At 68.1% G+C, this 24,808-nt stretch carries 17 protein-coding genes and 1 pseudogene; 11 read left to right on the top strand and 7 right to left on the bottom strand.

All coding sequences use genetic code 11. The features are described from left to right. The 3 genes from ACNAVT_RS30905 to ACNAVT_RS30895 form a co-directional block, all read left to right on the top strand. Positions 1 to 1,198 (top strand): endo-1,4-beta-xylanase (locus tag ACNAVT_RS30905; RefSeq protein WP_416301432.1); only part of this gene is annotated, 1,198 nt, incomplete at its 5' end. A gap of 371 nt (positions 1,199 to 1,569) precedes the next feature. Further along, entirely contained in the window at positions 1,570 to 3,000 is a 1,431-nt protein-coding gene (locus tag ACNAVT_RS30900) for an endo-1,4-beta-xylanase (RefSeq protein WP_416301431.1), read from the top strand. Positions 3,001 to 3,219: 219 nt separating this feature from the next. Further along, a complete protein-coding gene (locus ACNAVT_RS30895) occupies positions 3,220 to 4,092 on the top strand; it encodes an LLM class F420-dependent oxidoreductase (RefSeq protein ID WP_416301429.1) in 873 nt (290 codons plus the stop codon). A gap of 98 nt (positions 4,093 to 4,190) precedes the next feature. Here the strand turns inward: ACNAVT_RS30895 and ACNAVT_RS30890 are convergent, their stop codons facing one another. Continuing rightward, positions 4,191 to 4,910, bottom strand: a complete 720-nt coding sequence (locus tag ACNAVT_RS30890; protein ID WP_416301427.1) for a hypothetical protein — start codon at positions 4,908 to 4,910, stop codon at positions 4,191 to 4,193. A 131-nt stretch (positions 4,911 to 5,041) separates the two neighbouring features. Between ACNAVT_RS30890 and ACNAVT_RS30885 the strand changes: the two genes are divergently transcribed. Both ACNAVT_RS30885 and ACNAVT_RS30880 read left to right on the top strand, forming a co-directional pair. Further along, the gene (locus tag ACNAVT_RS30885) at positions 5,042 to 5,962 is read left to right on the top strand and encodes a Nif3-like dinuclear metal center hexameric protein (RefSeq protein ID WP_416301425.1); all 921 of its coding nucleotides are present in this window, start codon (positions 5,042 to 5,044) and stop codon (positions 5,960 to 5,962) included. 388 nt (positions 5,963 to 6,350) lie between these two features. Next, positions 6,351 to 6,740 (top strand): hypothetical protein, encoded by a 390-nt coding sequence (locus ACNAVT_RS30880; protein WP_416301423.1) that lies wholly within the window; start codon positions 6,351 to 6,353, stop codon positions 6,738 to 6,740. Here the strand turns inward: ACNAVT_RS30880 and ACNAVT_RS30875 are convergent. The 3 genes from ACNAVT_RS30875 to ACNAVT_RS30865 form a co-directional block, all read right to left on the bottom strand. Then, a complete protein-coding gene (locus tag ACNAVT_RS30875) occupies positions 6,716 to 9,532 on the bottom strand; it encodes an immunoglobulin-like domain-containing protein (RefSeq protein ID WP_416301422.1) in 2,817 nt (938 codons plus the stop codon). The two genes, ACNAVT_RS30880 and ACNAVT_RS30875, sit on opposite strands and share 25 nt — an antisense overlap. A 505-nt stretch (positions 9,533 to 10,037) precedes the next feature. Continuing rightward, complete coding sequence (locus ACNAVT_RS30870; protein WP_416301420.1) at positions 10,038 to 12,446, bottom strand: family 43 glycosylhydrolase; 2,409 nt, start codon at positions 12,444 to 12,446, stop codon at positions 10,038 to 10,040. 122 nt (positions 12,447 to 12,568) lie between these two features. Then, entirely contained in the window at positions 12,569 to 15,697 is a 3,129-nt protein-coding gene (locus ACNAVT_RS30865) for a family 43 glycosylhydrolase (RefSeq protein WP_416301419.1), read from the bottom strand. 835 nt (positions 15,698 to 16,532) lie between these two features. Here ACNAVT_RS30865 and ACNAVT_RS30860 point away from each other — a divergent pair. From ACNAVT_RS30860 to ACNAVT_RS30850, 3 genes and pseudogenes are all read left to right on the top strand, one after another. Continuing rightward, a pseudogene (locus ACNAVT_RS30860) lies at positions 16,533 to 17,438 on the top strand (non-reducing end alpha-L-arabinofuranosidase family hydrolase); the annotation flags it as partial. Next, positions 17,421 to 18,005, top strand: a complete 585-nt coding sequence (locus ACNAVT_RS30855) for an Ig-like domain repeat protein (RefSeq protein WP_416301434.1) — start codon at positions 17,421 to 17,423, stop codon at positions 18,003 to 18,005. The pseudogene ACNAVT_RS30860 and the gene ACNAVT_RS30855, both read left to right, overlap by 18 nt. A 572-nt stretch (positions 18,006 to 18,577) precedes the next feature. Next, complete coding sequence (locus ACNAVT_RS30850; protein ID WP_416301417.1) at positions 18,578 to 19,225, top strand: MOSC domain-containing protein; 648 nt, start codon at positions 18,578 to 18,580, stop codon at positions 19,223 to 19,225. 69 nt (positions 19,226 to 19,294) lie between these two features. Here the strand turns inward: ACNAVT_RS30850 and ACNAVT_RS30845 are convergent, their stop codons facing one another. Beyond that, positions 19,295 to 19,867 (bottom strand): histidine phosphatase family protein, encoded by a 573-nt coding sequence (locus ACNAVT_RS30845; RefSeq protein WP_416301416.1) that lies wholly within the window; start codon positions 19,865 to 19,867, stop codon positions 19,295 to 19,297. A 234-nt stretch (positions 19,868 to 20,101) separates the two neighbouring features. Between ACNAVT_RS30845 and ACNAVT_RS30840 the strand changes: the two genes are divergently transcribed. Continuing rightward, entirely contained in the window at positions 20,102 to 21,157 is a 1,056-nt protein-coding gene (locus tag ACNAVT_RS30840) for a hypothetical protein (protein ID WP_416301414.1), read from the top strand. Positions 21,158 to 21,309: 152 nt separating this feature from the next. Here the strand turns inward: ACNAVT_RS30840 and ACNAVT_RS30835 are convergent, their stop codons facing one another. Then, a complete protein-coding gene (locus ACNAVT_RS30835; RefSeq protein WP_416301412.1) occupies positions 21,310 to 22,329 on the bottom strand; it encodes a GNAT family N-acetyltransferase in 1,020 nt (339 codons plus the stop codon). Positions 22,330 to 22,749: 420 nt separating this feature from the next. Here ACNAVT_RS30835 and ACNAVT_RS30830 point away from each other — a divergent pair, with 420 nt between their 5' ends. Further along, positions 22,750 to 23,523: a maleylpyruvate isomerase N-terminal domain-containing protein gene (locus tag ACNAVT_RS30830; protein WP_416301410.1), complete on the top strand. Its 774-nt coding sequence runs from the start codon at positions 22,750 to 22,752 to the stop codon at positions 23,521 to 23,523. Between the two features lie 65 nt (positions 23,524 to 23,588). Here ACNAVT_RS30830 and ACNAVT_RS30825 read toward each other — a convergent pair whose 3' ends face one another. Continuing rightward, positions 23,589 to 24,041 carry a helix-turn-helix domain-containing protein gene (locus ACNAVT_RS30825; RefSeq protein WP_416301409.1) on the bottom strand — a complete coding sequence of 151 codons (453 nt, stop codon included), beginning with the start codon at positions 24,039 to 24,041 and terminating at the stop codon, positions 23,589 to 23,591. A 409-nt stretch (positions 24,042 to 24,450) separates the two neighbouring features. On the opposite strand from ACNAVT_RS30825, the gene ACNAVT_RS30820 reads away from it, so the two are divergent. Beyond that, complete coding sequence (locus ACNAVT_RS30820; RefSeq protein ID WP_416301408.1) at positions 24,451 to 24,780, top strand: DUF4190 domain-containing protein; 330 nt, start codon at positions 24,451 to 24,453, stop codon at positions 24,778 to 24,780. Positions 24,781 to 24,808 lie beyond the last annotated feature (28 nt).

The raw sequence follows: 24,808 nt of genomic DNA, 5'->3' as shown, positions 1-24,808 counted from the left end.
CCCCATGAAGCTCAGACGCTGGATCGCCGTCGGCGCGGTCGCCGTCGCGACCGCCGCCGCGCTCAACATCACCCCCGCCACGGCGGGCCGCCCGCACGATCCCGCCGCGCAGAGCCTGCGTGACCTGGCCATGCGCCACGGCCTGTACGTCGGCACCGCGGTCGACATGGCCGCCCTCGGCGACGCCACGGATCCGCGCTACCGCGAGGTCACCGCGTCGGAGTTCTCCACCGTGACGGCGGAGAACGTGATGAAGTGGGAGAGCCTGGAGCCGACCCGGGGCAGCTACAACTGGGGACCGGCCGACGAGCTCGTCGCCTTCGCCCGCAAGCACAACCAGCGCGTACGGGGGCACGTGCTGGTCTGGCAGAACCAACTGCCGGGCTGGCTGACCCGCGGTGTCGCGGACGGCTCCATCAGCACCGCGGAGATGCGGCAGATCCTGCGCAACCACATCACCAACGTGGTCACCCACTTCAAGGGCCAGATCTGGCAGTGGGACGTCGTCAACGAGGCGGTCAGTGACCCGTGGGACACCCCGTCGACCTTGCACTACAAGGGCTTCTGGGCCCAGCACCTCGGGCCGGACTACATCGCCGACGCCTTCCGCTGGGCCCGCGCCGCCGATCCGAGGGCCCTGCTGTTCTACAACGACTACAACATCGAGGCCTTCGGCTCGGGCAACCCGGCCAACGACAAGACCCAGTTCGTGTACGAGATGGCCCGCGACCTGCGGGCGAAGGGCGTGCCGATCGACGGCATCGGCAGCCAGGGCCACCTGGGCACCCAGTACGGCAACTACGACACCTTCCAGGTCGCCGCGGCGCTGAAGAGGTTCGCGGGGTTGGGTCTGGCGACCGCGTTCACCGAGGTCGACGTGCGCAGCCAGCTCACCGCGGGCGTCCAGGCGGGCGATTCCAACGAGATCAACCCGCGCCTGCAGGCGTCCGCAGCGAACTTCAGCGTCCTGCTGCGGGCCTGCCTGGCCGATCAGCACTGCCTGTCGTTCACCCTCTGGGGCTTCACCGACCGGCACTCGTGGGTGCCGGGCTGGTTCTCCAACCCGCCCGAGGGGCTGGCCACCGTGTACGACGAGAACTACCAGCCGAAGCGGGCGTACCAGGAGATCAAGGCCGACCTGATCTACTCCGGGCCGCCCTACGTGCTGCCCCGGGTGCCGCAGCAGCCGCGTCGGTAGACGCCCGCTCGACGACGGCGGGGCCGGTCTCCACGGACCGGCCCCGCCGTCTTGCGTCGGCGACCAGGGACGGCAGGGCACCCACCGGGGGGGGTCGCGGTCTCCGAAAGTTCCGGAAGTTTCGGCCGTCGTGGCGGCCACCCCGTCGGCCGCCTGCGGCCGTCGGCCGGGGGCTCGATGCGGCTCGATGACAAGTTGAGAATTCGGAACGGTCCCGGTACTTTTTCGAGAGATAGCCTTCGATCAGAACACGGTGGATGGGAGAGATCCCGATCCGCGCGGCCTCCGGGCGACCGCGCAGCGAGCCGACCACCGTGGCGGGCAGTGGTCGAAGCGCCTTCCACCCATTACGGCTATGGAAAGGCTTCCTGATGGAAAAGATGCTCGCCAGGGGCAGCGGGAGCTCGGCGGCCCGGCCGCGCCCGCGTGCCGTGTTGATGTCGGTGGTGGCCGGTGTCGCGGTGGTCGCCGCGACGGTGGCCGTGGCCTCCCGCGCCAGTGCCGGCACGACGCTGGGGTCCGCCGCGACGGAGAAGGGGCGCTACTTCGGTGCCGCGGTCGCGGCGAACAAGCTGTCAGACGGCACGTACGTCGGCATCCTGAACCGCGAGTTCAACATGGTCACCCCCGAGAACGAGATGAAGTGGGACGCGACCGAGCCGTCGCAGAACCAGTTCAACTACACCAACGCGGACCGGATCGTCACCCACGCCCAGACCAACGGGATGCGGGTGCGCGGACACGCGCTGGCGTGGCACTCCCAGCAGCCCGGCTGGGCGCAGAACCTCAGCGGCACCGCGCTGCGGTCGGCGATGGTCAACCATGTCACTCAGGTGGCCACCCACTACAAGGGCAAGATCTACGCCTGGGACGTGGTGAACGAGGCGTTCGCCGACGGCGGCACCGGGGCCCGCCGGGACTCGAACCTGCAACGTACCGGCAACGACTGGATCGAGGTCGCGTTCCGCACCGCCCGGGCCGCCGACCCCGGCGCGAAGCTCTGCTACAACGACTACAACACCGACGGGCAGAACGCGAAGTCCAACGCCGTCTACGCGATGGTGCAGGACTTCAAGGCCCGCGGGGTGCCGATCGACTGCGTCGGCTTCCAGTCCCACTTCAACAGCGCCTCGCCGGTGCCCAGTGACTACCAGGCCAACCTGCAGCGGTTCGCCAACCTGGGCGTGGACGTGCAGATCACCGAGCTGGACATCGAGGGCTCCGGGTCCGCCCAGGCCGACAACTACGGCCGCGTCGTGCGCGCCTGCCTGGCCGTGTCCCGCTGCACCGGCATCACCGTCTGGGGCATCCGCGACTCCGATTCGTGGCGAGCCAGCGGCACCCCGCTGCTCTTCGACGGCAGCGGCAACAAGAAGCCGGCCTACACGGCAGCCCTCGACGCCCTGAACGCCGGCGGCGGCACCCCGCCGCCGACCACCACTCCCCCGACCACCACTCCCCCGACCACCACCCCGCCGACCACCACCCCGCCGACCACCCCGCCGCCGGGTGGTGGCTGCACCGCGTCCCTGACTCTCAACCAGTGGCAGGGCGGCTTCACCACCAACGTCCGGGTCACCGTCGGCGCCAACCCGGTCAACGGGTGGGCGGTCACCCTCACCCTGCCCGGGGGCGCGACGATCACCAACACCTGGAGTGCCCAGCCCAGTGGTACCGCCGGTACCGTGACCTTCCGCAACGTCAGCTACAACGGCCAACTCAGCGCCGGAGCCACCGCCGAGTTCGGCTTCCAGGGCGTCGGCACCGGACCGTCCGGCACCGCCACCTGCAGCGCGAGCTGACAACCCGCGGCCCGGCGCGGAAGGTCCCGCGCCGGGCCACCGGCGGCTTCGCGCCGTGCCGAACCACGCCGATGAAGGGTGTGGCCGTCCGCATCCCTGCTGGCTCGTCCACGCTCTGGCCGCCCCACGGTCCTTCGTACAGACAGGATTGGCGGAGCAGAGGCTGCCCGCCCGGCATAATGTCAGGTGGCCGCCCACGGACTTGGAAGGACGGGCGCGATGAGGTTAGGCCTGCACTACTGGAACTTCTCCACGCCGGCCCACCCGTCGGAGATGGCCCCCACCCTGGCGGAGACCGCCCGGATCTCCGAGCAGGCCGGCGTCTCCGCCTTCACCGTGATGGATCACTACTTCCAGATGGAATTCACGACGTCGGCCGAGGAGCCGATGCTCGAGGCCTACACGACGTTGGGCTACGTGGCCGGGAAGACCGAACGGATGACACTCGGTGTCCTCGTCACCGGGGTGATGTACCGCTACCCGGGCCTCCTGGCCAAGATTGTCACCACTCTCGACGTGCTCTCCGGCGGGCGTGCCCGGCTCGGCATCGGCGCGTCGTGGTACGACCGCGAGCAGCGCGGCCTCGGCGTACCGGTCGTTCCCGTCAGCGAGCGCTTCGAACGCCTCGAGGAGACATTGCAGATCTGCCTGCAGATGTGGAGCGACGACAACGGCCGGTTCGACGGCAGGCACTACCAACTGGCCGAGACGCTGAGCGTGCCGGCGCCGATCAGCCGACCGCACCCACCGATCATGATCGGTGGCGGCGGCGAGAAGAAGACCCTGCGGCTCGTGGCCCGCTACGCCGACTCGTGCAACCTGTTCGGCAACAGCCCGGCCGAGGTCGCGCACAAGCTCGACGTGCTGCGGGCACACTGTGCTGCCGAAGGTCGGGACTACGACAGCATCGACAAGACGGTGCTGGTCATGCGGCCGCCCCTAGACGACGTCGACGGGTTCGTGGCCGAGGCGGCCGAGTATGCGGCACTCGGCGTGACCGAGGTGCAGACGATGCCCGACCGCCACCCGGTCGAGTTCGCGCAGCAACTGGCCGAGCAGCAGCTCGCCGCGCGATTGGCCGAGCTCGCCTGATCCGGCGCTCAGGCGCGGCCCAACTCGGCGCGCCTGGTCGGGCAGCCGCCCGGTTCGGTGCTTGCCCCTGGCCTGCGGCGCCAACTTCGGTGGCCGCGTCAGCAGGGGCCGCCACCGGTCTCCCAGTTCAGCTTGCCCTGCCCGAACGGCACCACCCCGGGCTTGAGCGTCTGCGGGATGCTCCAGTTGCCGGCCACCACGTACCAGGAGTCACCGCATTTCCCGGGGACTACGAGCTGCATGGTCCAGGTCGGCGCGGCCCGGTCGAGGTAGCGCACCTGCGACTTGTACAGCTTCGCGCCGCCGTCCGAGGTGCGGCTGTAGGTGGCCCAGAAGACCCGGATGCGCTCCCCCGGGCAGAGCTGGTCGGTCCACTCGCCGTTGGTCCGGGCCGCCACCTTCACCACCCCGTAGGTGAAGACCTGGACCACGTCCACCACCCCGGCAGGGGTGCAACGCGGTTTGGGGGTGGTGGTCGTCGCGCGGTGCCGCGGAGCGGGTGCCACAGGCGACCGGGCCGGCGTGGGCCGCCGCGTCGGGGTCGACGCGCGGGAGGGCGTGGCCGTCGGGGTTGCCGTCGGGGTCGCGGTGCGGGCAGGGACCGGGGACGCCCTCGGAGGGGCGGCGTCGGTGGTCGGCGGCGGCGAGGTCGGCGCGGCGGCGTACCGGACCGCCGCGCGCTCCGGATCGGATCCGGTCGCGATGACCGTGATGAGCGGCACCGCGACGGCCACGGCGAGCCCGGCCACCGGTAGCAGCCAGCGCCGCCGCGCCCGGCTGACCTCGGGTACGTCGGTGGGGTGCTGCGGCTCGGACATGCGGGCTCCGGAGGGGGACGGGAACGAGGATTTCGCCACGGTGCGTGGATCTTACGATCCGCCGGCCGGAGTTGGGATCCGCGCCTGCCGTGGCAGATGACGCCCAGCATGGCGCCTCATAGGGTGCGGGGATGGTTGTGGATCTCGATCAGGTGGTCACCGCCCTCGACGAGCTGTTCGCCCTGGATGCGGCCGCGCCCGACATCGCGATGAGCCGGCATCTGCCCCGGGTCTACGACGAGATCGGCACCGACTGGCGGGGGTTCGTCGAGCCGCGGTTCGCTCAACGGTTCAACGGGCTCATGCGTCGCGGTTATCCGATGGTCGGCGCCGTGTACGGCGCCTGCCTCCCGTCGGCGGAGGTTCTGGACGCCTGGCTGGCCGTGGCCGAGCGCGGGGACCTGCTGGTCACCCATCATCCGATCGACGTGCGCAACGGGTCTCCGGAAGGCGACGTCTGGGCGGAGGGCTTCGTGCCGATCGACGCGACCCGGCTACAGGCCATCGCCGAGCGCGAATTGTCGATGTACGCCTGTCACGCCCCGATGGACACCTCGCTGCGGGTCGGCACCGCCTCAGCCATCGTCGAGGCGCTGGGTGGCACCATCGTTGACCAGTTCTGGCCCTACGGCGACGGCCACGCCGGACTCGTGGCCGACATCCCGGCGATCAGCAGCACCGCCCTCGTACGCCGCGCCCGGAAGATCTTCGGGGTGGACACCGTCGAGGTCGAAGGAGCGGTGCACGACGTGGTGACCCGCGTCGCGGTGGTCGGCGGCGTCGGCGACCACGTCGAGCAGATGGCGCTGGCCGAGCGCCTGGGCGCCCAGGCGTACCTGACCGGTGAGCTGCACGTGCGCATCGAGGGCGAGTACGGGCGCCGGAAGTTCGACGCCGTTCGAGCCTTCGCTGCCACCACCGACATGGCCCTGATCGGCGTCTCGCACGCTGCCAGCGAGCACCTGGTCATCGAGACGCAGCTCGCCCGCTGGCTCGCCGAAAACCTCCGGGTCACTGTTCTCCCCATTCGGGAACCGCGATGGTGGCGTTGAACGCGCACCGCTGTTCAGCGCTGTTCAGCGCCGTTCTGCGCAGCCGGTTGCTCCCAACCTGCTCCCCGGTCTCGGGCCCCGAGACCGGCGGCAGCTGATCGGCTGAGCCGGCCTCCTGTCGGTGTAACCGGCGCCCGTATTGAGACATCAACGCGTCCGCGCGTAATCCCAGGGAGATACTGGAGCTGCTCCGTATTCTGGGCGGCCGCAGGCGGCTCGGCGAGCCGGCTGGTGTGTGGCCGGGCAAGCGGTTCGAGAGCGTCGGGCTGCGTTGGCTGTCGGCAGCGCCTACCTCGTAGCCGAGGGGCAGCGGCGCGTAGCCGGCGCTCAGATCGAGGGCGACCGGGCCCGCGCCTGGCTGGAAGGTATACAGGCGAATGAGCCCACGGTGCTCTTTAGCTCCGCGGCCATCGTCGACGACGTAGCCGCCGGCGAGCTCGCCGAGGCCGACTTCGGCAGCCACTACTACCTCTACGACCTGCACCTCGACGGCGAGGCCACCAACGTCGCGGCCAGGTTCTACCCCGGTGAACCGGTGGGACCTCTCCAGGTCACCGGTGTCGGCATCATCGACAGCACCGGCAACGAAGCCGGGGCCGATGCCTTCGTCGACTTCATGCTGTCGGACGCGAGCTCGTCTCTAGGATCTGCCCCACAACAACTGGGCGGGCGGACGAGGATGAGCTCGCCGACCCGCCCAGGCCGTTCGTGCCGGGCCGACGAGGATGAGATCGCCGGCCCGCCACCTGCTGGCTACCGCACCGTCAACTCCTGGTAGTTGGCGGCGTAGGGCTGGTAGGTCGGGTTGCCGGAGTAGGCAACGTGGACCCTGTACGTCCCGGGCTGCAGATCCGCAGTCTGCAGCGTGACGATGGCCTCCCCGTCCGCCAGTGGCACGACCTGCACGGTGCCGCCGAAGGTGACGGTGACCTCGCCGGTCGGGGTCGGAGCCTTCTGCTTCTGCCCGCCCGCTGGCCCGACAGTCACGTTCAGGCTGAACGTGTCCCCGCGAACAACCGACGCCGGCGCGGTTCTCGCCTGGACCTTGACGGCGGCCGGGCCGGAGGGCACCTTGAACGACGCCGTGCCTTCCGACGCCTCCAGGTAGTCGAAGCCGAGGTACTCGGCCTTGACCGTCCGGGCGCCCGCAGGCAGACCCGTCGGCAGCGTGACCGTGGCAGCGCCGTCGTTCAGGTGGGCGAGCTTCGACCACGAGCCGATGCTGAACCGCACCTGACCGCCGGTCTCGAACCCGTCAGCTGCCTTGACCGTGGCGGTGGCCGTGGTCGTCTGGGCCCCGCTCGCGTACGGCTCGACAGCCACCTCAGTGGTGGTCGTGACGTCGCTGTTTGGGATCTTGCGGATGTCGTTCCACTCCCGGAGGGTGAGCGGGATCACGGTGCCGTGGCGCGGACGGACGACACCCGCGTTGGTCATCGTGATCGCCTTGGCGTTCCAGGTCGGGGCCTCGATGTTCTCGTGGCACGCGGCCTGGTATCCACCGCCGTTCGTGTATCGGTCACCCCAGAGGTAGAACTGGCCGGGGCAGGAGGTGTCACCAGGGTTGGCCTTGAAGATGACCGGCCCCTCGTACCCCTGGTTGGCGACCCAGGTCGTGCGCCCCAGAGCCGGAGCGACCAACTCCCAGTTGTCGATGTTGCTGTCCAGGAAGTCGGTGTGCTTCTCCGAGAAGATGTCCGAGCCCTGGTTGCCGGCCTCGTTCTTGGTCACGCGGTAGTAGTAGTCACCGACCCGGATCGCGGTCGTGTCGATCCGCGACTTAGGGGCCGGGTTCTGCCAGACCTTGGGACCGGAGAACGTCTGGAAGTCGCGCGTCGTGGTGTACCACATCTGCGCGTTCCCCTGACCGGTGCGGTTCACGGGGTCGTTCCACAGCGACTGTGCCCAGAACACGGCGTAGGCGCCGATCTCGTCGACCCACAGTGACTCGGGTGCGAAGGCGTTGCCCGCGTTGTCGGGCGCGACCTTCACGTGCCGCTGAGGAGTCCAGTGCACGAGGTCGTGCGACTCGAACACCTCGATGTACTGGGTGTCGTTGATGGCGTATCCGCCCTGGTCGTACCAGTTCAGGTCGGTGGCGATCATGTAGTACGTGTCGCCGTCGGGTGAGCGGACGATGTGCGGGTCACGAAGGCCCTGGTCGCCCAGCTGGGAGATGAGCGACGGCCAGCCTCCGGTCAGACCGGTCCAGTCCAGAGCGGTGTTTCCATTGGACGTTGCGAACATGATCTGCTCGCCGTCGGCGATTCCCTCGCCCTTGAAGTACCCCATGAAGTACCGCTCGTACTCCTCGGAACGGGGCATGGCGGTGATGGTCACCGGGAACGACTTCGTCTGCGAGGCTGAACCCTTGGTGATGGTCGCCGTCAGGGTGGCGGCAACATCCGCACGGCCGAAGGCCGGGCGGTTCACCTCACCCGTCGGGGTGACGAGGTCGGTGGTCGACTTCCAGATGATCTTGGATCCGAACTCGCCGTTGGCGGGGAGGTTGATGTTTCCGCGCACGTCGTCGGTGGCGTACAGGGTCAGGTCGAACCTGTCACGGTCGACCGCCTGCGCGTCATCGAACTCGGCCTTCACCACGATGGGGATCTCCCGTGTGGTGACCTCATTGGCGCCCTTGCGGACAGTCGCCGTGAGCGTGGCTGTCGCGTCCGGCTGCCCCTGCGCGGGTCGGGTGATCCTGCCGGTCACCGCAACCTTGCGTGCGCTGGCGACGGCTGGCGGGGTGTAGACCTCGACGACCGACGGGTCCGAACTCGTCCACGTGATGGCCGAGCCTGCCACGGAGCCCACCTTGGGCAGAGTGATGTCGCGTACGATCGCACTGGTCAGGCCGAGGTCGATGGCGTCGGCGTCGGCGTGAACGCCAGTGGAGACGGTCCTTTCCGCCAGGGCGAGTGTCTCGTCGAGGCTCACTGCCCGGTCGTAGACCCGGAAGTCCCGGATCGTTCCGCGGAATGAGTAGTGGCCCGACGTCTGCGAGCGAGCGAGGAAGTTGCAGTTCGTCCCCGCTGCGTTCACCGATGGTGGCGTGGTCAGGTTCGTCGACGTCGCGTGCAGCACGCCGTCGAGGTAAAGCCTGCCGGTCCAGCTCGTACCGTTCGCGTTCAGTGACTGAGTGTAGGTGACGTGCGTCCACGCTCCCTCGGGCATGCGGACCCGGGTCTGTTGGAGGTTCGCCGAACCCACCGCGACGCGGAACCGCTGGGTGTTCGACGCGAAGATGGAGCCCTGGGCGCCGGTGTCGGCATCGCACGAGCCGGACTTCGCGCCGAAGCCCCACATCTGGTGCTCGCCGACGTTCGCCGGGTCGATCCACACGTCATAGTCGACGGTGAGGTTCGACATGCCTGCGGTGATGTCTTTCGGCAGCGCCACGTACGCACCGTTGAGGGCGCTCTCGTAGGAGTCGGGGTTGAACCTGACTCCCTTCCCGGTCAAGGTCGCCTTCTCCGGATGCACGAGCGTGGCGTTCGCCGCCGAGCCCGCACTGCCCGAGTTGACCAGCGTCGTCCCACTGGTCTCGTCGAGGGCGAAGTGGTGCACCAGGCCCTCGTTGAGCCCCTCCTCGGCCGCGTGCGAGGGCGTCGGTGCGAACGAGACCGAGAGAAGCGCACCCAGTACCAGGCTGGCGCCACCTCTACCCGTCCGACTCAGCCTGTGACGTGACCTTTGCTGTCGCAATCTCAATTTATCCTCCTTGATCGGTGTCAGACTTTCTCTGTCAGGCGATATAGAGTGCCGTTGACTGCTGTTCGCTGCAGTTGAGTGCAGTTGTGTGAAGCAGGACGCCGCATCGACTCTGACCTGCGGAAACGGAAACCGCAGGTCGGGGTGGGTTGAAGGTGAGTGCCGTTCGATGCAGTTGGGCGCTGTTCAACGCCGTTCAGTGCGCCCGGCTGCTTCCCAGGTGCTCCCCGATCCCCGGCGCGCGACCGGGTGGCGTCCGCGGGGGTGGTGTAAGAGACGGCAAGCGCTGCCCTCACCGTCAGCGCGTTGATTGCGGTAGACGACGGGAGGGGCGGCCCGGCAGCACCCGGGCCGCCCCTGGTCATCGACCGCAGGAACGGGCGTCGTACGGCGCCTTCAGCGATGCCGGCAACGATTCACCGTCCACCGTCGCGGATGCCGACACCGTCACCTCACCGGCCGGCACGTCCGCCGCGTCGGTCGGGAACGACCGGTACTTCTGCTTGCCCGGCGGCACCGCTCCGAACGGCGTCGACCCGTACTCCGACGTTGCCGATGCGGAGACGTGAACCGCCTCGTCGTTCGTGACTTGCACGGTTACCATCACCTTGCCGCCGACACACCGGGTCCCCGCCACCGCGGACACGTGCAGCCGCGGCGCGGGTTCGAAGGCCCAGGAGTCGATCTCGAAGAGATCCGCACCATCGGGCCCGGCGTAGGTGAAGTAGACGTCGTGCACGCCGGCCACGCCCTCGATCTGGGTGGTCAGCTCCGTCCACTCGCCGATCGGCGCGTCGACGGGGATGGCCGCGACCACCGGCGCGGCGACATCGTCGAGACGAAGTTCGATTTTGCCGCCGGCCACAAGCGGGCGCACCTTCGCCGTCAGGCTCTGGGCGCCGTCGCCGAAGTCGACCGACGACAGCGCCGTCCAGTCGCCGTTGTCGATGTCGCGCACCACCAGGTTCGGAGCGGATCCGCCGAATTGGGCGGACGCGCCGTCGACCTTCGCGGTCGCGATGCCCTTGCTCCAGCCGAGGGTCTCGGCCTCGAACACGCGGTACGGGTCGAAGTTGCGGACCTGGGCCGCTCCGGCGTAGGTGCCGACGACCTGCTGGATCGTGCCGTCCGGGTTGAAGGTCAGCTCCTGGATGTGTGGGCTGCGGTACCCCTGGGTGTTGTTCCCGGTGATGCGCTTGTTCAGCGTCGGGGCGTGGTAGGTGAAGTAGTACTTGCCCTCGAACTCGAACGCCGACTGGTGGTTGTTGCCACCGGTGCCGGTGCCGAAGAACTGCGACTGGTTCGGGAACAGCACGCCGGCATAGGTCTCCTTGGGCCACGACATCGGGTTGTCGGAGATCATGTAGCCGATCTGGCCGCCGCCGGGGTAGCCGGGAAGCCGTTGCTGGTTGCCACCGAAGTCGTTCCCACCAAAGTGCGAGGAGTACGAGAAGTAGTACTTGCCCTCACGCTTGAACACGTGGCCGGCTTCGAAGGCGACCGGAGCGTCGACCGCCGCGGCCGACCCCTGGGTCGAGACCATGTCGTCGCCGAGCTTGATCGCCCGGAGGTTCTTCGGGTTGTTGAAGCGCTCGGCCGGCGGCATGCTCGTTGACGCGGGACCGCCACCGAAGTAGAGGTACGCCTCGCCGTCCTCGTCCACGAGCGGAGCCGGGTCGAACTTCCACGCGACATCCTCGGCGCCGGGGGTACGGCCGTCGATCAGCGTGCTTGTGCGCTCGCTGGTCCACGGTCCGAGCGGCGACTCACCGGTGATCACGTTGGTCGAGCCGCCACCGTTGGCGTAGTAGAGAAAGAACTTCTCCTTACCGTTCACGACCTTCTTGGCCATGCCAGGTGCCCACGAGTTGCCGGTGAATGGTGCCGCACCGTTCGGGCCCGCGACCTGGATTTCACCGTGGTCCGTCCAGTTGACCAGGTCGTCGGAGGAAATCAGCGTAATCTGGTTGATGTTGCCGTAGTTAATGGCCGGCGAAATGCCCGTGGCCGGGTCGGGCGCGTAGCCCTGGGTGTCGTTGGTCATGTACATGTAGACCCGGCCGTTATGGACAAAGCCAAACCCATCGGCGCCGAACTTGTGCCCGATCAGCGGGTTGTGCTCCCCCGGCAGCTTGCCGACGACCTCGATGGTCTTCGACGGCGGCGGAGGTGGCGGAGCTCCGACCACCGACACGTCGTCGAGCTTGAAGTCCATCAGATGAAAGCTGGGATCGGCGGACGGGTTGCTCGTCCACGGGGTCTCGAAGAACAGACGCGCCGTCGAGACGTTCTGCCCCGCAGGGATCGTGAATCGCCCGTTGAACTGCGCCCACTGCCCCTTCGTCGCCGTCGCGCTGACCAGGTTGGTGTAGGTGGCCCCGCCGTAGTGCATCGTGGCGAAGAACTGCTTTGTCGCGGGCCCGTCCGCGTTCTCGTACTTGATCCGGGCGCTGAGGGAGTAGGTCTGCCCGGCCTGTACCTTGCCGGAGAGGTCCTGCATCGGACCGGATCCGGTCGTCGCCCGGTTGGTGACGAGCACGGCGCTCGATCCGGAGTAAGCGTCTGTCGTGGGCGAAAGCGTTGCCCTGTCGGTTGCGTTGCCGTTGTTGGCGAACCAGTTCGCCAGGCCGTCCTCGAACCCGCCGTTCGCGATGAGATTCGTGTCGGCGGCCTGGACGGGTCCCCCCGCGACGAGTCCGGCCGCCACCATGGCCCCGGCCGTCGCGATCGCGGCGAACCGTCGGGTTGCGCTTCGCAAGCGCTGTTTCACGAGATTTCCTCCTTGATCTCCCAGTGACCATGACCGCTGTGCCCGGAAGCAGGTCGGTGACGGGACCTGCATGGGGCGGTGGGGCGGGCCGGCCCAGCAGCACCCGGGCCGCCCCCGGCTCATCAACCGCAGGAACGGGCGTCGTACGGCGCTTTGAGCGACGCCGACAACGACTCACCGTCCACCCTCGCCGACGCCGACACCGTCACCTCACCGGCCGGCACGCTCGCCGCATCGGTGGGAAGCGGCCGCGACTTTCGCTTTCCGGGCGGCACCGCGCCGAACGGCCGCATCCCGTACGCCGATCCCGCCGACGCCGACACGTGAGCGGCCTCGTTGTTCGACACCTCCACCGTCACCATCACCTTGCCGCCGACACACCGGGTCCCAGCCACCACGGACACGTCCATCCACGGCGACTCGGTCTTGAGCACACCGAGTCGGGCCAGCTGGTAGCTGAGCGCACGCTCCGGCGCGTCGATCTGGTTCTGGGTGCCGAACCCGCCGCCCCGCGCCACCTCTGCGCCGGCGAGGGCGGCCTGCATCGCAGCCCAGGCGTCCTTCGGGTAGTAGCGCTCGTTGACCGTCCCCGCGTACGCGATGGCCGCGTCGAGTTCGCTCGTGTCGAGCGACCTGCCCTGCGCGGTCAGCGTGTCGCTGAGCAGGTAGTAGTCAAAGTCGACGTGCCCACCTGTCTGCTGCGTCGCATAGTTGAACAGGCCGACCCGGTGCCCCATGAAGTGGGCGAGGCTGCCGTCCAGCGTCTGCGGGCCGACGCGGTTGCCCAGTTGGGACCACTGGCGCCCGTCAAGGCTGTAGTAGAACGTCGTCCACAGCTGGCGGGTCGGCGAGGCGAAGTCGAGATCCGCCTTCACGTACACCTCGGTCGCGTCGCCCAGCGAGACCGTCGTGCCCGTCACGAAGTTTTCGACCGACGCCTGGTCGAGGTCAACCGCGAACGGCTGCACCCGGTTGACGACGCCCAGCGTGTTCGCACCGCCCGCGCGCTTGACCGCGACATACGAGAAACCACGGTTGTACGCCGCCAGGCCGGCCACGTCCCCATTTGCCATGCCGGAGATGTCCATCTTGGTCTCGACCGACTGCCGCGGACCGAACACGCGCTGCGAGAGCGTATTCCTTGCCTCCTCAAACCAGGCGAGCTCAGCCCGATCCGAGAGCTTCGTGTAGATGTACTGGCCGGTAACCACCTTGCCGGTCGTCAGCCGCAGCCAGCCCTCCCGGTCGGTGAGCGACCAGTACCGGTTGTCGGGCGCGTGGTTCCATTCCCACGCCAGGTCCAGCCGCGACCCGTTGGGGGCGATCTCGCCCTCGGTCGGGTACTCGAGCGTCACCGGCTGGCCGACGATCGAGACGTCATCGATCAGGTATTCCACGCTCGAAGACGGCGGCTGCGGATTCGCCCACGGCGTCTCCACAGCGAACTTGAAATTGTTGACGTTCGCAGCCGCGGGGACGGTGTACTGGCCGGACACCGTCGTCCACTGCCCGACCGGCACGTTCCCGGACGTCATCACCTGGACGCCCGAGCCCCAGTCCGCGGCCAGGTTGAACCGCACGCTGCTGGGGCCCGACGTGTACTTGATCTTCGCGGACACGGTGTAGGTCACACCGCGCTGCATCTTGCCGTTCAGGAACTGGTTCGGGCCGGAACCGTTAAGCGTACGGTTGCTCACCTTCAGCGCTGCCGATCCCGAGGCCGGATCGGTCGAGTCAAGACTGAGCGTCGCACCGTACTGCGCACCCCACGGGGCTACCGAGCCGGACTCAAACCCGGGATTCTCCAGCAGCTCGACGCCGATGAGTGACTCGTCGAACTTCGGCCGCTCCGGGATCGTCCACTCCTCGTCCGTATACGCCTTGTGCGGCGCGTCGTTGGCGAAGTCATCTGAGGCCACGATGCTTTTCTGGCGCTCGAACAGCTCCTCGTCCGGGCTGAGCTTGATCGGCTTTTCGAACGCGCCCTCTACCGGCACGACCCCGTTGTTGCCGAAGGTCGGCCACCCGTCCTGCCACGTCGCGGGGATGAGCGCCGGAATGCGACCGATCGGGAACGAATCGCGGAAGAACATGCCGTACCAGTCGGTGCCGCCACCCTGACGGGAGATCGGTACGAGGCTGCCCTGCGCAAAGCCGTTGGAGTTGAGAACACCGCGCGCCTCGTAGGTGTTCACGCCACCTGCGGAGGTGTAGCGCCCGAGCAGCTCCGGCGAGCGGAACATGACGACCTGACGTCCCTGACCGGACGGCCAGGTGATAATGACCGCGTAGTAGTAGCCGTCGATGTAGTAGAACTGGGCGCCCTCGAACAGGCCACCAATGTATGGCCGGCCGGCGTAGTTGCTTGCCGTGAAGATGTTCGGGTAGTCCTGCGTGATCGCCGTCAGGTCGGCGTTGAGTCGCACGGCGCTCGTCCCACCGGAACCATAGAAGATGTACGGTGTGCCGTCGACGTCGAAGAAGAGCGACGGGTCGTGTAGGCCCCGACCGAGGGCCGTGCGCTGCCACGCGCCGTTCTCGATGTCATCCGTGCGGTAGATGTATGCGCCGCCGAGGTTGTTGGTGTTGAAGGCGACGTAGAACATGCCGTCGTGGTATCGCAGCGACGACGCCCACTGACCCTGGCCGTAGGAGTTCTGGCCGTTGCGCAGCGAGAACGAGTCCCCGATGCTCGCCCGGTCAAAGACGTAGTTGACGATTTCCCAGTTCACCAGGTCGTACGACTTCATGATCGGCGCACCCGGGCTCAGGTGCATCGTCGTGCTGATCATGTAGTAGACGTCCCGGCCCTCGTCGTTCTCGGCGGCCGGGACGCGCTCGACGCCGATGTCCGGCACGTCGGAGCGAAGGAGCGGCACGGAGTACGTGCCATCGCCTTTGTCGGTCGACGTGTAGGACGATCGAGGCGACCAGCCATCGGCGGCGTGCGCCGCACCACCGGCGGGTACCACACCGGCACAGAGGAGCGCGCCGACCGTTGCGAGTGAGATCCTGCGCCGCCAGCCTGGCGCCCTGGGGGCTTCTGCGCCTGCGATGCGCTTCAGTGCACGGGCGAGAACCTCGAACACGGTGACGACGCCGACCGGCCTGGATGCGGGGCGCAGGCCGGAGGCATCACAGTCGACGGAGGCTTGCATAGCGAGCTCCAAACGCGAATGTGATCGGCCTCTCATGATGTGACCGCTAACATCGAGTGTCAAGCCCTCGACCAGACCCAGCTTCTCCACCATCAAGGTCGAGTACGTCCACCGCCGCCAGTTCCGCATCTGCGCCGGAGCCCGCCTGAAGATCGCTACCTGAATCACCGACTTCTACAACCGAAGCCGGCGCCACTGCATCTGCGACACGCCTTAACCGCGGCGGCGACCGCCAGGCCGACGCGGCCCTCTGCCGCGTTCCCGATCTCGCCTCTCCCACGAAGCCGGCTCGGGGGCCTACCTGGCGAGCCGCCGGTGAGCCTTGTGGACCGTTGGCCAGTCATTACCTCGGTCTATGCGGATGGAAGGACGGTACGCGGCGACGGGGCGCAAGTGCGCAACGAGGCCCCACCTAGTGGTCGACGCGGACCTAGACGGGGTCAAGCATGTGCTTCCGGAAGCTTGCACGTTACGAGACGATGTGGCAGGCTGATCGCAAACCCGAGGATGTTAGCGCTCACATGCAGTCCCAACGGGACGGTCCCGAGCCCCGTTGAGGTGGTTGACTGCGGGCCGCGGGCGGCCCGCAGTCCGTCCGCGTGGTGGTCGTCTGGGGCCGCCAGTCCTGATCGGGCCACGCCGCTCCCCGTCAGCAGGGGACGAGCACGGTCCATTCCAACGAAGGCGAACACAGCTCGTTGGCTCCGCGTACCCGTTGGCAAAGCCCCCAGCCTGCGGGCAACAACAGGATAGGAGTGTTCAGGTGAAGGTGAGGAAAGCCGCCAGTATTCGTTCGTTAGGTCTTGCCGTCGTCATGACGCTGCTTTCGGTCGTGGCGGTATCGACCCAAGCTGCTTCCGCCACCGCCGCCACCGGGAGTCCATCGGCGAACGTCGGCGGTGCTTCGCTGGTTCCCAGTTCGTCGACGACGTGTGCCCTTCCGACAACATATCGTTGGACCTCCACGGGGCCACTCGCAACCCCCAAGGCGGGCTGGGTCTCGCTCAAGGACTTCACCACTGTCGAGTACAACGGCCGGCATCTCGTCTACGCGACCACCCACAACACGGGAACTTCGTGGGGCTCGATGAACTTCAGCCTCTTCGACGACTGGTCCGACATGGCCACCGCCACCCAGAACACGATGTCCTCGTCTACTGTTGCTCCGACGCTGTTCTACTTCGCCCCGAAGGGCATCTGGGTCCTGGCCTACCAGTGGGGCGCGACCGCCTTCAGCTACCGGACGTCGAGCGACCCCACCAACGCGAACGGATGGTCGGCTGCGAGGCCGCTGTTCTCCGGGCGCATCTCCAACTCCAGCACCGGCCCCATCGACCAAGCGGTCATCGGCGACGAAAAGAACATGTACCTGTTCTTCGCCGGGGACAACGGCAATATCTACCGGGCAAGCATGCCGATCGAGAACTTCCCGGGCGACTTCGGCACCAATGCGACCGTCATCATGACCGACACCAGAAACAACCTGTTCGAGGCGGTCCAGGTCTACAAGGTCCAGGGCCAGGACCAGTACTTCATGATCGTCGAGGCGATCGGCGCCAACGGGCGGTACTTCCGCTCGTTCACCGCCACCAGCCTTGACGGTGAGTGGACCCCGCAGGCCGCAACCGAGAGCAGCCCCTTCGCCGGCAAGGCCAACAGCGGTGCCACCTGGACCAACGACATCAGCCACGGCGAGCTGATCCGCACCACCGCCGACCAGACCATGACCATTGACCCCTGCAACCTGCAGCTGCTCTACCAGGGCCGCGACCCCAGCTCCGGCGGTGACTATGGCCTCCTGCCCTACCGACCCGGCCTGCTCACGCTGAAAAAGGTCGACCCGACCCTGACCGCCGACTCGCAGCCCGTCGACTGGGGTACCGCGGCCACGGTCACCGTAACCGTCAACGCCGACGACGACTCGCCGGCCACCGGCACCGTCGACCTGTACGAAGGTGACACGGCACGGGGCTCGGCCACGCTGGACGGGACCAGCGCGACGTTCACCCTGCCCGCCGGCTTGGCGGGGGGCGAGCATACGCTGACCGTCTCGTACTCCGGCAACGCCTACGTCAAGGCGGCCCAAACCACCGTCACCGTCACCGTCAACCTGCCCAAGGCATGGAACTCGTCGACGGCCTACAACAACGGCGACAAGATTACCTACAACGGCCGGGTCTACCTCGCCAGCTGGTACACCCGCAAGCAGGCCCCCGGCGACCCATACGGGCCGTGGCAGGAACTAGCCCTGACCGAGGATGGCACCGCTATCTGGACCGCATCCCGGATCTTCACCCCCGGCGACGTCGTGACCTACAAGGACCACGTGTACAAGGCAAAGTGGTGGACCCGCAACCAGGCCCCCGGCGACCCTTACGGCCCGTGGACGCCGATCGGCTAGGCAGCGCCTAGCCGGAGGACAAACAGCTAGTAACGCACAGGGAGCCCGGCTCAGCCCCGGATCGGTGCTGAGCCGGGCTCCCTACTGCGGATCGTCGATCGTCTGCCGCAGTACGCGGCCCGGAGACACGCACCCGAGACAGGTCTGGTCGACTACGCACGTGTCCGTTCCGTCCAGCCCTACAGGTGCAGCGCGAAGCGCCGTCCGGGCCACGAAAACCTCCGGTCCACGGTCTTGCTCCGCCTGTGGACCTGGTAGAGCGCCGGTCACGCCGGTGCCCTCCTGCGGTACGGGGCAACGCGATCTACCGGCTCGGCGACGAGCTCGCGGTCCGGCTGCCACGCATCGAAGCCGCCGTCGATGAGCCGCAGCGGCCCGCTCAGCGGCCGCGACGAATCCCGCGAAAGTGCGGCCGGCCGACGCGCGGCCCGGGAGAGCCCTGGGCTGACGCCCCATGGCCCCTCGTGCAGCTTGACCCCTGAGTTGCCGGGCCACCGGCGGGCGGATGCCCGGTCGGTAGTGGCCGGGAAATGGGTCGCATCGGCGGGCAACCGGCCCTACCCTTCGCTGCCATGAAGCTTCTCTCCGTCAATGTGGGCAAGCCTCGACCCAATCCGTGGAAGAAGCTCAGCGCGACGGGAATTGACAAACGACCTTTTTCCGGCCCGGTCGCCGTCGTCGCCCCGGGCCCCAAGGGCACCGGCGAAGTCGGTCTCGTGGGCGACCGTGTCTACGACGTGAAGCACCACGGCGGTCCCGACCAAGCTGTCTACGCCTACGCCCGCGAGGATCTCGACCGCTGGGAAGCCGAGTTGGACAGGCCGATCACGAACGGCGGCTTTGGGGAGAACCTGACGACCATTGACCTCGATGTCAACCGCGCGCTGATCGGCGAACGCTGGCGGATCGGGTCGGATGTCGTCCTGGAGGTGTCATGCGCACGGATCCCGTGTGCGACATTCCAGGGCTGGCTGCAGCAGCACGGCTGGATCAAGCGGTTCACGCAAGCCGCGTTGCCGGGCGCGTATCTGCGCGTGATCGAGGCAGGCCAAATCTGCGCCGCCGACCCGATCGAGATCCTGCACCGACCCACCCACCACGTGACCGTCGAGCTCGTCTTCCGGGCGATGACACTCGAACCGGAACTGTTGCCGCAACTGTTGGCCGCCGAGGCACTGCCCCAGGAGGAAAGGGAACTGGCCCGCAGGCGGTGCCCCTGAGGAAGGCCGAGCACAGGGCGGGCCCGCCTGCCAGGTCCTGTTGGCGGCGTACGAGCGGAGGCCGTGCAGCTACAGGTGCCCCGTGTCGTTGAAGCTGACCAGGGTAGGCGGTCGGTCGGAATCCCACTGCACGACGGTGATCGCGCAGTTGGCCTGGTTGAGGCCGATCCACCGCCACTCCGGGGCGTCAAGCATGTGGCGGACGAACCACCCGATGACGAAGTTGTGCGTGATCAGCAGTTCGTGCCGGTCGGTGTCGCCGGCGACACCGAAGTGTGCGACGGCAGCCCGCAGGGCCGTCGCGTCTTCGTCGCGTTCGTCGTCGGGCACGCCGTCGAGCCAGGCAAGCCACCGGTCCGGGTATCGGCCGCGTTGCCCGGCGGAGGGCACCGGCGTTCGGTCCGCTACAAAGTCGCAGCCGTGTCGCGGCACCTGTGGCAGGTGGCCGGCGACGATGTCGGCGGTCTGGGCCGCCCGGGCCAACGGGCTGTGGTGGATCGCCGAGAAAGGCACCGTACGCAGCCGCCGACCCAGCCGGTCCGCCTGCTCGCGACCGAGTGGCGAAAGGCCGCCGTCCGCGCCGTGCCCGGACGCCGGATCCTGTTCGCCGTGGCGGACGAGATACAGCTGGGTACGAGCCATCGTGAGCCACCCTCCGAATCCTTGTACGACGAGGAGCACGATAGATCACGAAGGCACGGACGACTGGCCGAGAAAGGCGGTGCCCCGATCCACCGGGACAGCCCTCCTGGAGGCGCGGTTACGGGTCGCCCGGCTCGTATTGGGGTTGCACCGGGGTGCAGTTCGGGGCACTGTGCGGGTCGTGGCGTACGTTGATGGACGACGCTTGGCGCCGGGCATGGTAAGGAATCGGGTATGAGGCTGCCGCTTCAGGGCGGGCTGCCACCGATGGATACGGTGGCCGGCGCCGTTGTGGAGATCGCGTGTGACGAGTCCGGTTTCTCCGGCACCAATCTGCTCCATCGCGCCACCCCGGTGATCACGCACGCGAGTGTCGACCTGTGCATCGGCGAGGCAGTCGAGCTGATCACGGCGCTGCGGTCCGGGTTCCGATTCTCACCGAACGAGTTCAAGTCCGGGCAGTTCCTGCGCAATTCGGCAGCCGGCGAGGCCCTGGAGTGGTTCCTGGCACAACTGCGCGGCCGGGCGCATGTCCATCTGATCGACAAGGAGTATTTCCTCACCACCCGAATCGTCGACCTGCTGCTGGGCGAGCCGTCGTACGCGGCCGGTACCCGCCTCACCCAGGACCAGCGTCCGGCCGCCCGGACCCTGTACCGGGCCAGGCACCTGGCTGATCACGACTGGCGCGTCTTCCTCGCCGCCTTTGTCGAACTGGTCCGGACCAAGCGGCGGCATCGGCCGGATCCCCAGGCCTTGGAACGGTTCTTCCAGGCGCGGGACGCGCTGCTACGGGACCGGCTCGGCGCACAGGCCGACGACATCCTCGACGGGCTCAGCCGTACCCGGGTGCAGGCCGTGCTGGCCAGGCTGTTCGCCGACGACCGGTCGATCCCACCACCGCTGGAGCCGCTGCTGCCGGCGCTGGCCGAGACCGTGCTGTTCTGGAGCGGCGACGGAAAGCGACAGGTGCTGGTGACCCACGACGAGCAGAGCGCCCTCACGGCCGGCCGGTTGAGCCGCCTCCAGCAGGTACTGGTCGACCGCGCCCGCCCCTCGCCGCCGGACGACGCCGAAGAGACCGACTCGTCGCCGGCCGGGAACTCACCCCTGGCCGGGCTTGTGATGGTCGATTCCCGGGACGATCCGCGAGTCCAGGTCGCCGACCTCCTCGCCGGAGTGGCCCGGCGGTTGCCGGAGATCGTAGACGACCGCCCATTCCAGCCGTTCCTCTCCCCAACCTCACTCCGCGATCCCCAGCCGCGACCCGCGGCCGCTTCACCCGCCTGAGGATCCAACGACAAGTTGGCATCAGGCGGCCACACCGAGTCAAGATGATCTGGCTGAGGCAACCGTGCCCGGGGCATCCCTGGACGCTGGGCAGAAGCGCTGGGATACGTGCCCGAGGCGCCTCCCATGCGTTGACGACGGCTGCGGCCTGGCTACGTAGCCGGCACCGACAGTTGGAAGGCCGACCAGCCGTCCACCGGCTGGAAGCCGAGTATTGCGTTGACCGCCCGCATGTGCGTGTTCTCCTCGGCGTTCCACGCGTCGATGACGCGCAGCGCCGGCTCGTGGGCCCGTGTGTACGCATGGTTGGCCGACTTCACGATCAGACCGAGACGCCGGCCACGGTGGGCAGGCTCGACGATCGTGACCCGCTGCCGCGCGTGAGTGTCGTCGTTCGCCTCGAACGACAGCTTGGTGCGGGCGACGATCTGGCCGGTTGCGTCGTGCCGGGCCGCCGTCGAGTAGGCGCGGTGGCCGCGACCCAGTTCGGTCGCCTCCTGGCCGCGTACCCGGTCGGCGTCGTACAACTCCTGCTCGACCGCCAGGTCACCGGTGGGGGCGTCGAGCATGAGCCGGCTCTGCAGCGCGGCGACATCCTTGATGATCTCTTCGGGTGCCGCGTCGCGCCACTGCACCAGCGAGTACCCGTCCGCGTGGGTCCACGCCTCGGCGAGCGTCGCCTCGGCGCCCCCCGAATGGTCGGCGATCTGGCACCGGGATCTGATGCTGGTCACGCCGGGCCGGTGAGCGCGGTTGGTGAGGTAGTGGTAGCCGGCCTCGTCGCGGGCAACGCCGCCGGGCAGTGCCCGAACCGTCTCGATCTCGATCAGGCTCCGGCAGTGCCGTCGGGCGGCCGCGTAGACCTCCTCCAACAGCCTGGTGCCGATGCCGCGGCGCCGGTGCTGCGGGTGCACGATCAGCTCCAGGTAGACCATGCTCAGGTTCGCCGCCTGGGGCAGCAGGTACGACGCCGCACCGACCACCCGGTCGCCGTCCCAGGCCAGCAGCGCCTCTTCTGTCAATGTGGGCCACGGGTGCTCGAACCGGGCCGTGTGTTCCTGTCGGCTGGGTGTGGGGAAGTCGGGCAGGTCGTGGCGGGTCACCGCGACCATCAGGTCGTACCACCGGCCCATCGCCACGGAATCGACCGGATCGAGCTGCGTGATGGTCATGACCGCATCGTGCGGCGGGCGTGACCGAGCAGCAATCGAATTACTTCCCCATGACGACATCACGACGGGGATCAGGTCTGTTCGGCTTCGCCCGGCCTCACGGTGGAGGTGGGCGGCCCCCATCTCTGTCGAAGATCCCCGCCGGAGGCATCGGTTCCGGGCACTTGGCGCAGTCTGCAATCGGCCGTGCGGATTGCTGGGAGTGACTTCGTAGGTCAAGCAGCGAGTTGGTAGCGGGCCCGGTGGTTGCGCTGGTGCTCTTGGCCCAGACGGTAGGTCCAGTAGCGGTCGAAGTCGCCGTTGGCGAGCAGTGCGCGGAGTTTCAGGACGGCTTCGGCGCCGGCGCTCCGCCCGGCTGTCGACGCGTTCGTCCGACAAATTCGCTACCCGGCGGCCGGAGCGCAGTGCTACACAACCGAGGTGCAAAACATTTTGGAGTTCCCCGAGGTCCTGCGGCTGATCGAAGACCGCTCGGCCGCGTTCCGCGCCGCGATCGCGTCCGCCCCCGACCTTGACGTCCAGGTCCCGACCTGCCCGGACTGGACGCTGCGCGAACTGGCGCAGCACCTCGGCGACGGCCGCCGCCGCCAGGCCGCCATCATCGCGGCGGGCCCGGGCGCTGAGCCCCCGGCGAGGACGGACCCGAAGGGCGCCCCGACCGCGCCCCGCGACCGCGAAGCCCTGGACGCCTGGCTCGCCGAGTCGACCGAGCTCATGCTCGACGCGATGCGCGAGGCCGGCCCGGACCGCGGCTGCTGGACCTGGTGGGGCCGCTCGCAGGCCCCGGAGACCAGCGGAGCCGTGGCCCGGCACCAGATCCAGGAGATCGCCGTCCACACCTACGACGCCCAGCTCACCCAGCGGGCCGCACAGCCGCTGCCGACGGACGTCGCGGTCGAGGGCGTCGACGAGTTCCTGACGACCGTCTCGGCGACGACCGTCCCCTGGCCGTTCAAGCCGGCGACCATCGACCTGCACACGACCGAGGGCCGCTCCTGGCGCCTGACCCTCAACGCCGACGGCGTCCGCTGCGACGACCTCGCCGCCGACGCGGAGCCGGGCGACATGGCGATGCGAGGCGCAGCGAGCGAACTGGTCCTCTACTTCTACGAGCGCGTCCCGCTCGACGGCCTGGAGACCACCGGCGACACCGAGCCGATGGAGCAGCTCGCAGACTGGGACCCGAACGCGTAAAACGCGCACTTGTGACGCATCTGTCGGTTGTGCGCGCGCTCCTGCGGGCGCCACTGGGCCCGGGGTTAGCGCAGGGCCCCGCGGCCGATGCGGATCACCCGGCCGTGCACCTTGCGCAGGTAGGCGAGCAGTTTGCGGATGGACCAGCGGGTGAAGGGCTGGTTGAGTTTGGTCGGGCGGGTGGTGGCCGTCTGGACGACGAAGTCCTCGTCGTCAGGGCTGAGCAGGCGGGGACTGCCTCCCGCCCACCGAGGGTCCAGGCAGGCCGGGCCGATCTGGTTGAACCGGTGGATCACGTCCCGCGCCGTGTCCTCGTCGGCCTGCACCAACTGGGCGATCACTGGAACTCGGTTGCCGCCGGCCGAGGCCAGCAGCATCATCGCCCGTCGATAGCGCACTGTGTTGGTGCTGCCCCGGCGCACGATCCGTGGTAACTGCTGGCCCTCCTGGTCGGTCAGCCTCCTGATCTTGACCAGCTCCGCCACCACGCCCCCAAAACCGTCGGATATCCGTCTCATCCAACCGGTTCCGGCCCCGCCGCCGCCAACCCGGTAATTCGGCAACAGATCACAGGAAGCGCTCCGAGTCGACCAAGCCGCCACGAACACAACACCCATCCCGACCATCGCCGTCCGGTGCCGCCTCGGGGACCGCTAGGCTCAACCGCGCATGACGCTGGCTGCCTCGCCCGCTCTGGACGTGGCCGCCGGCCCGACCTCATCCTCGTCGGACCGCGGTTTCCTGCCGGCTCATCTCCTCGGACCTTGCCCCTCTCGCCTATTCACGTCCTGGTCCTCATCAACCACAGACTTCGTTTCCTGGTGGTCCTCGTACGGGTCAACGTGCACAGCCAGGTACACCTGAGGCCCGCTTGCGGGCTCCTTTACGCTGAAAAGGTAGCCGCCACCCCTAGCCAGGGAGGGCAACATGAGCGACCAGCCGTCGACTCAGCAACCCCCACCGGAGCCAGGCATGACGCCGGGCCACCCGCCGTATCCGCCCTATGCGTACTCTCCGCCGGTCAACATGTATGCGATCCTCGCGCTGGTCCTTGGCGCGATGGTGTTCCCGCCGTTGGGCATCTACTTTGGCAACAAAGCCAAGAAGCAGATCGCCCAGACAGGCGAGCGCGGGGTTGAGCTTGCCACCGCCGGTCTCGTGGTCGGCTGGATCTTCACCGCCATCTACGGCCTGTTCGTCCTCGTCTGGTGCGGCTTTGCGGGCAGGGTGCTCGTCGGCCTTATTACCGGACGCTGACGGTCAAGCCCGACGGCTTCGAAGCGCC

The sequence above is a fragment of the Micromonospora sp. SL4-19 genome (assembly GCF_047921475.1).
Lineage (GTDB): Bacteria > Actinomycetota > Actinomycetes > Mycobacteriales > Micromonosporaceae > Micromonospora.
Note: the sequence above shows the minus strand (reverse complement) of the source record. Positions and strands in the feature narration are given on the sequence as shown.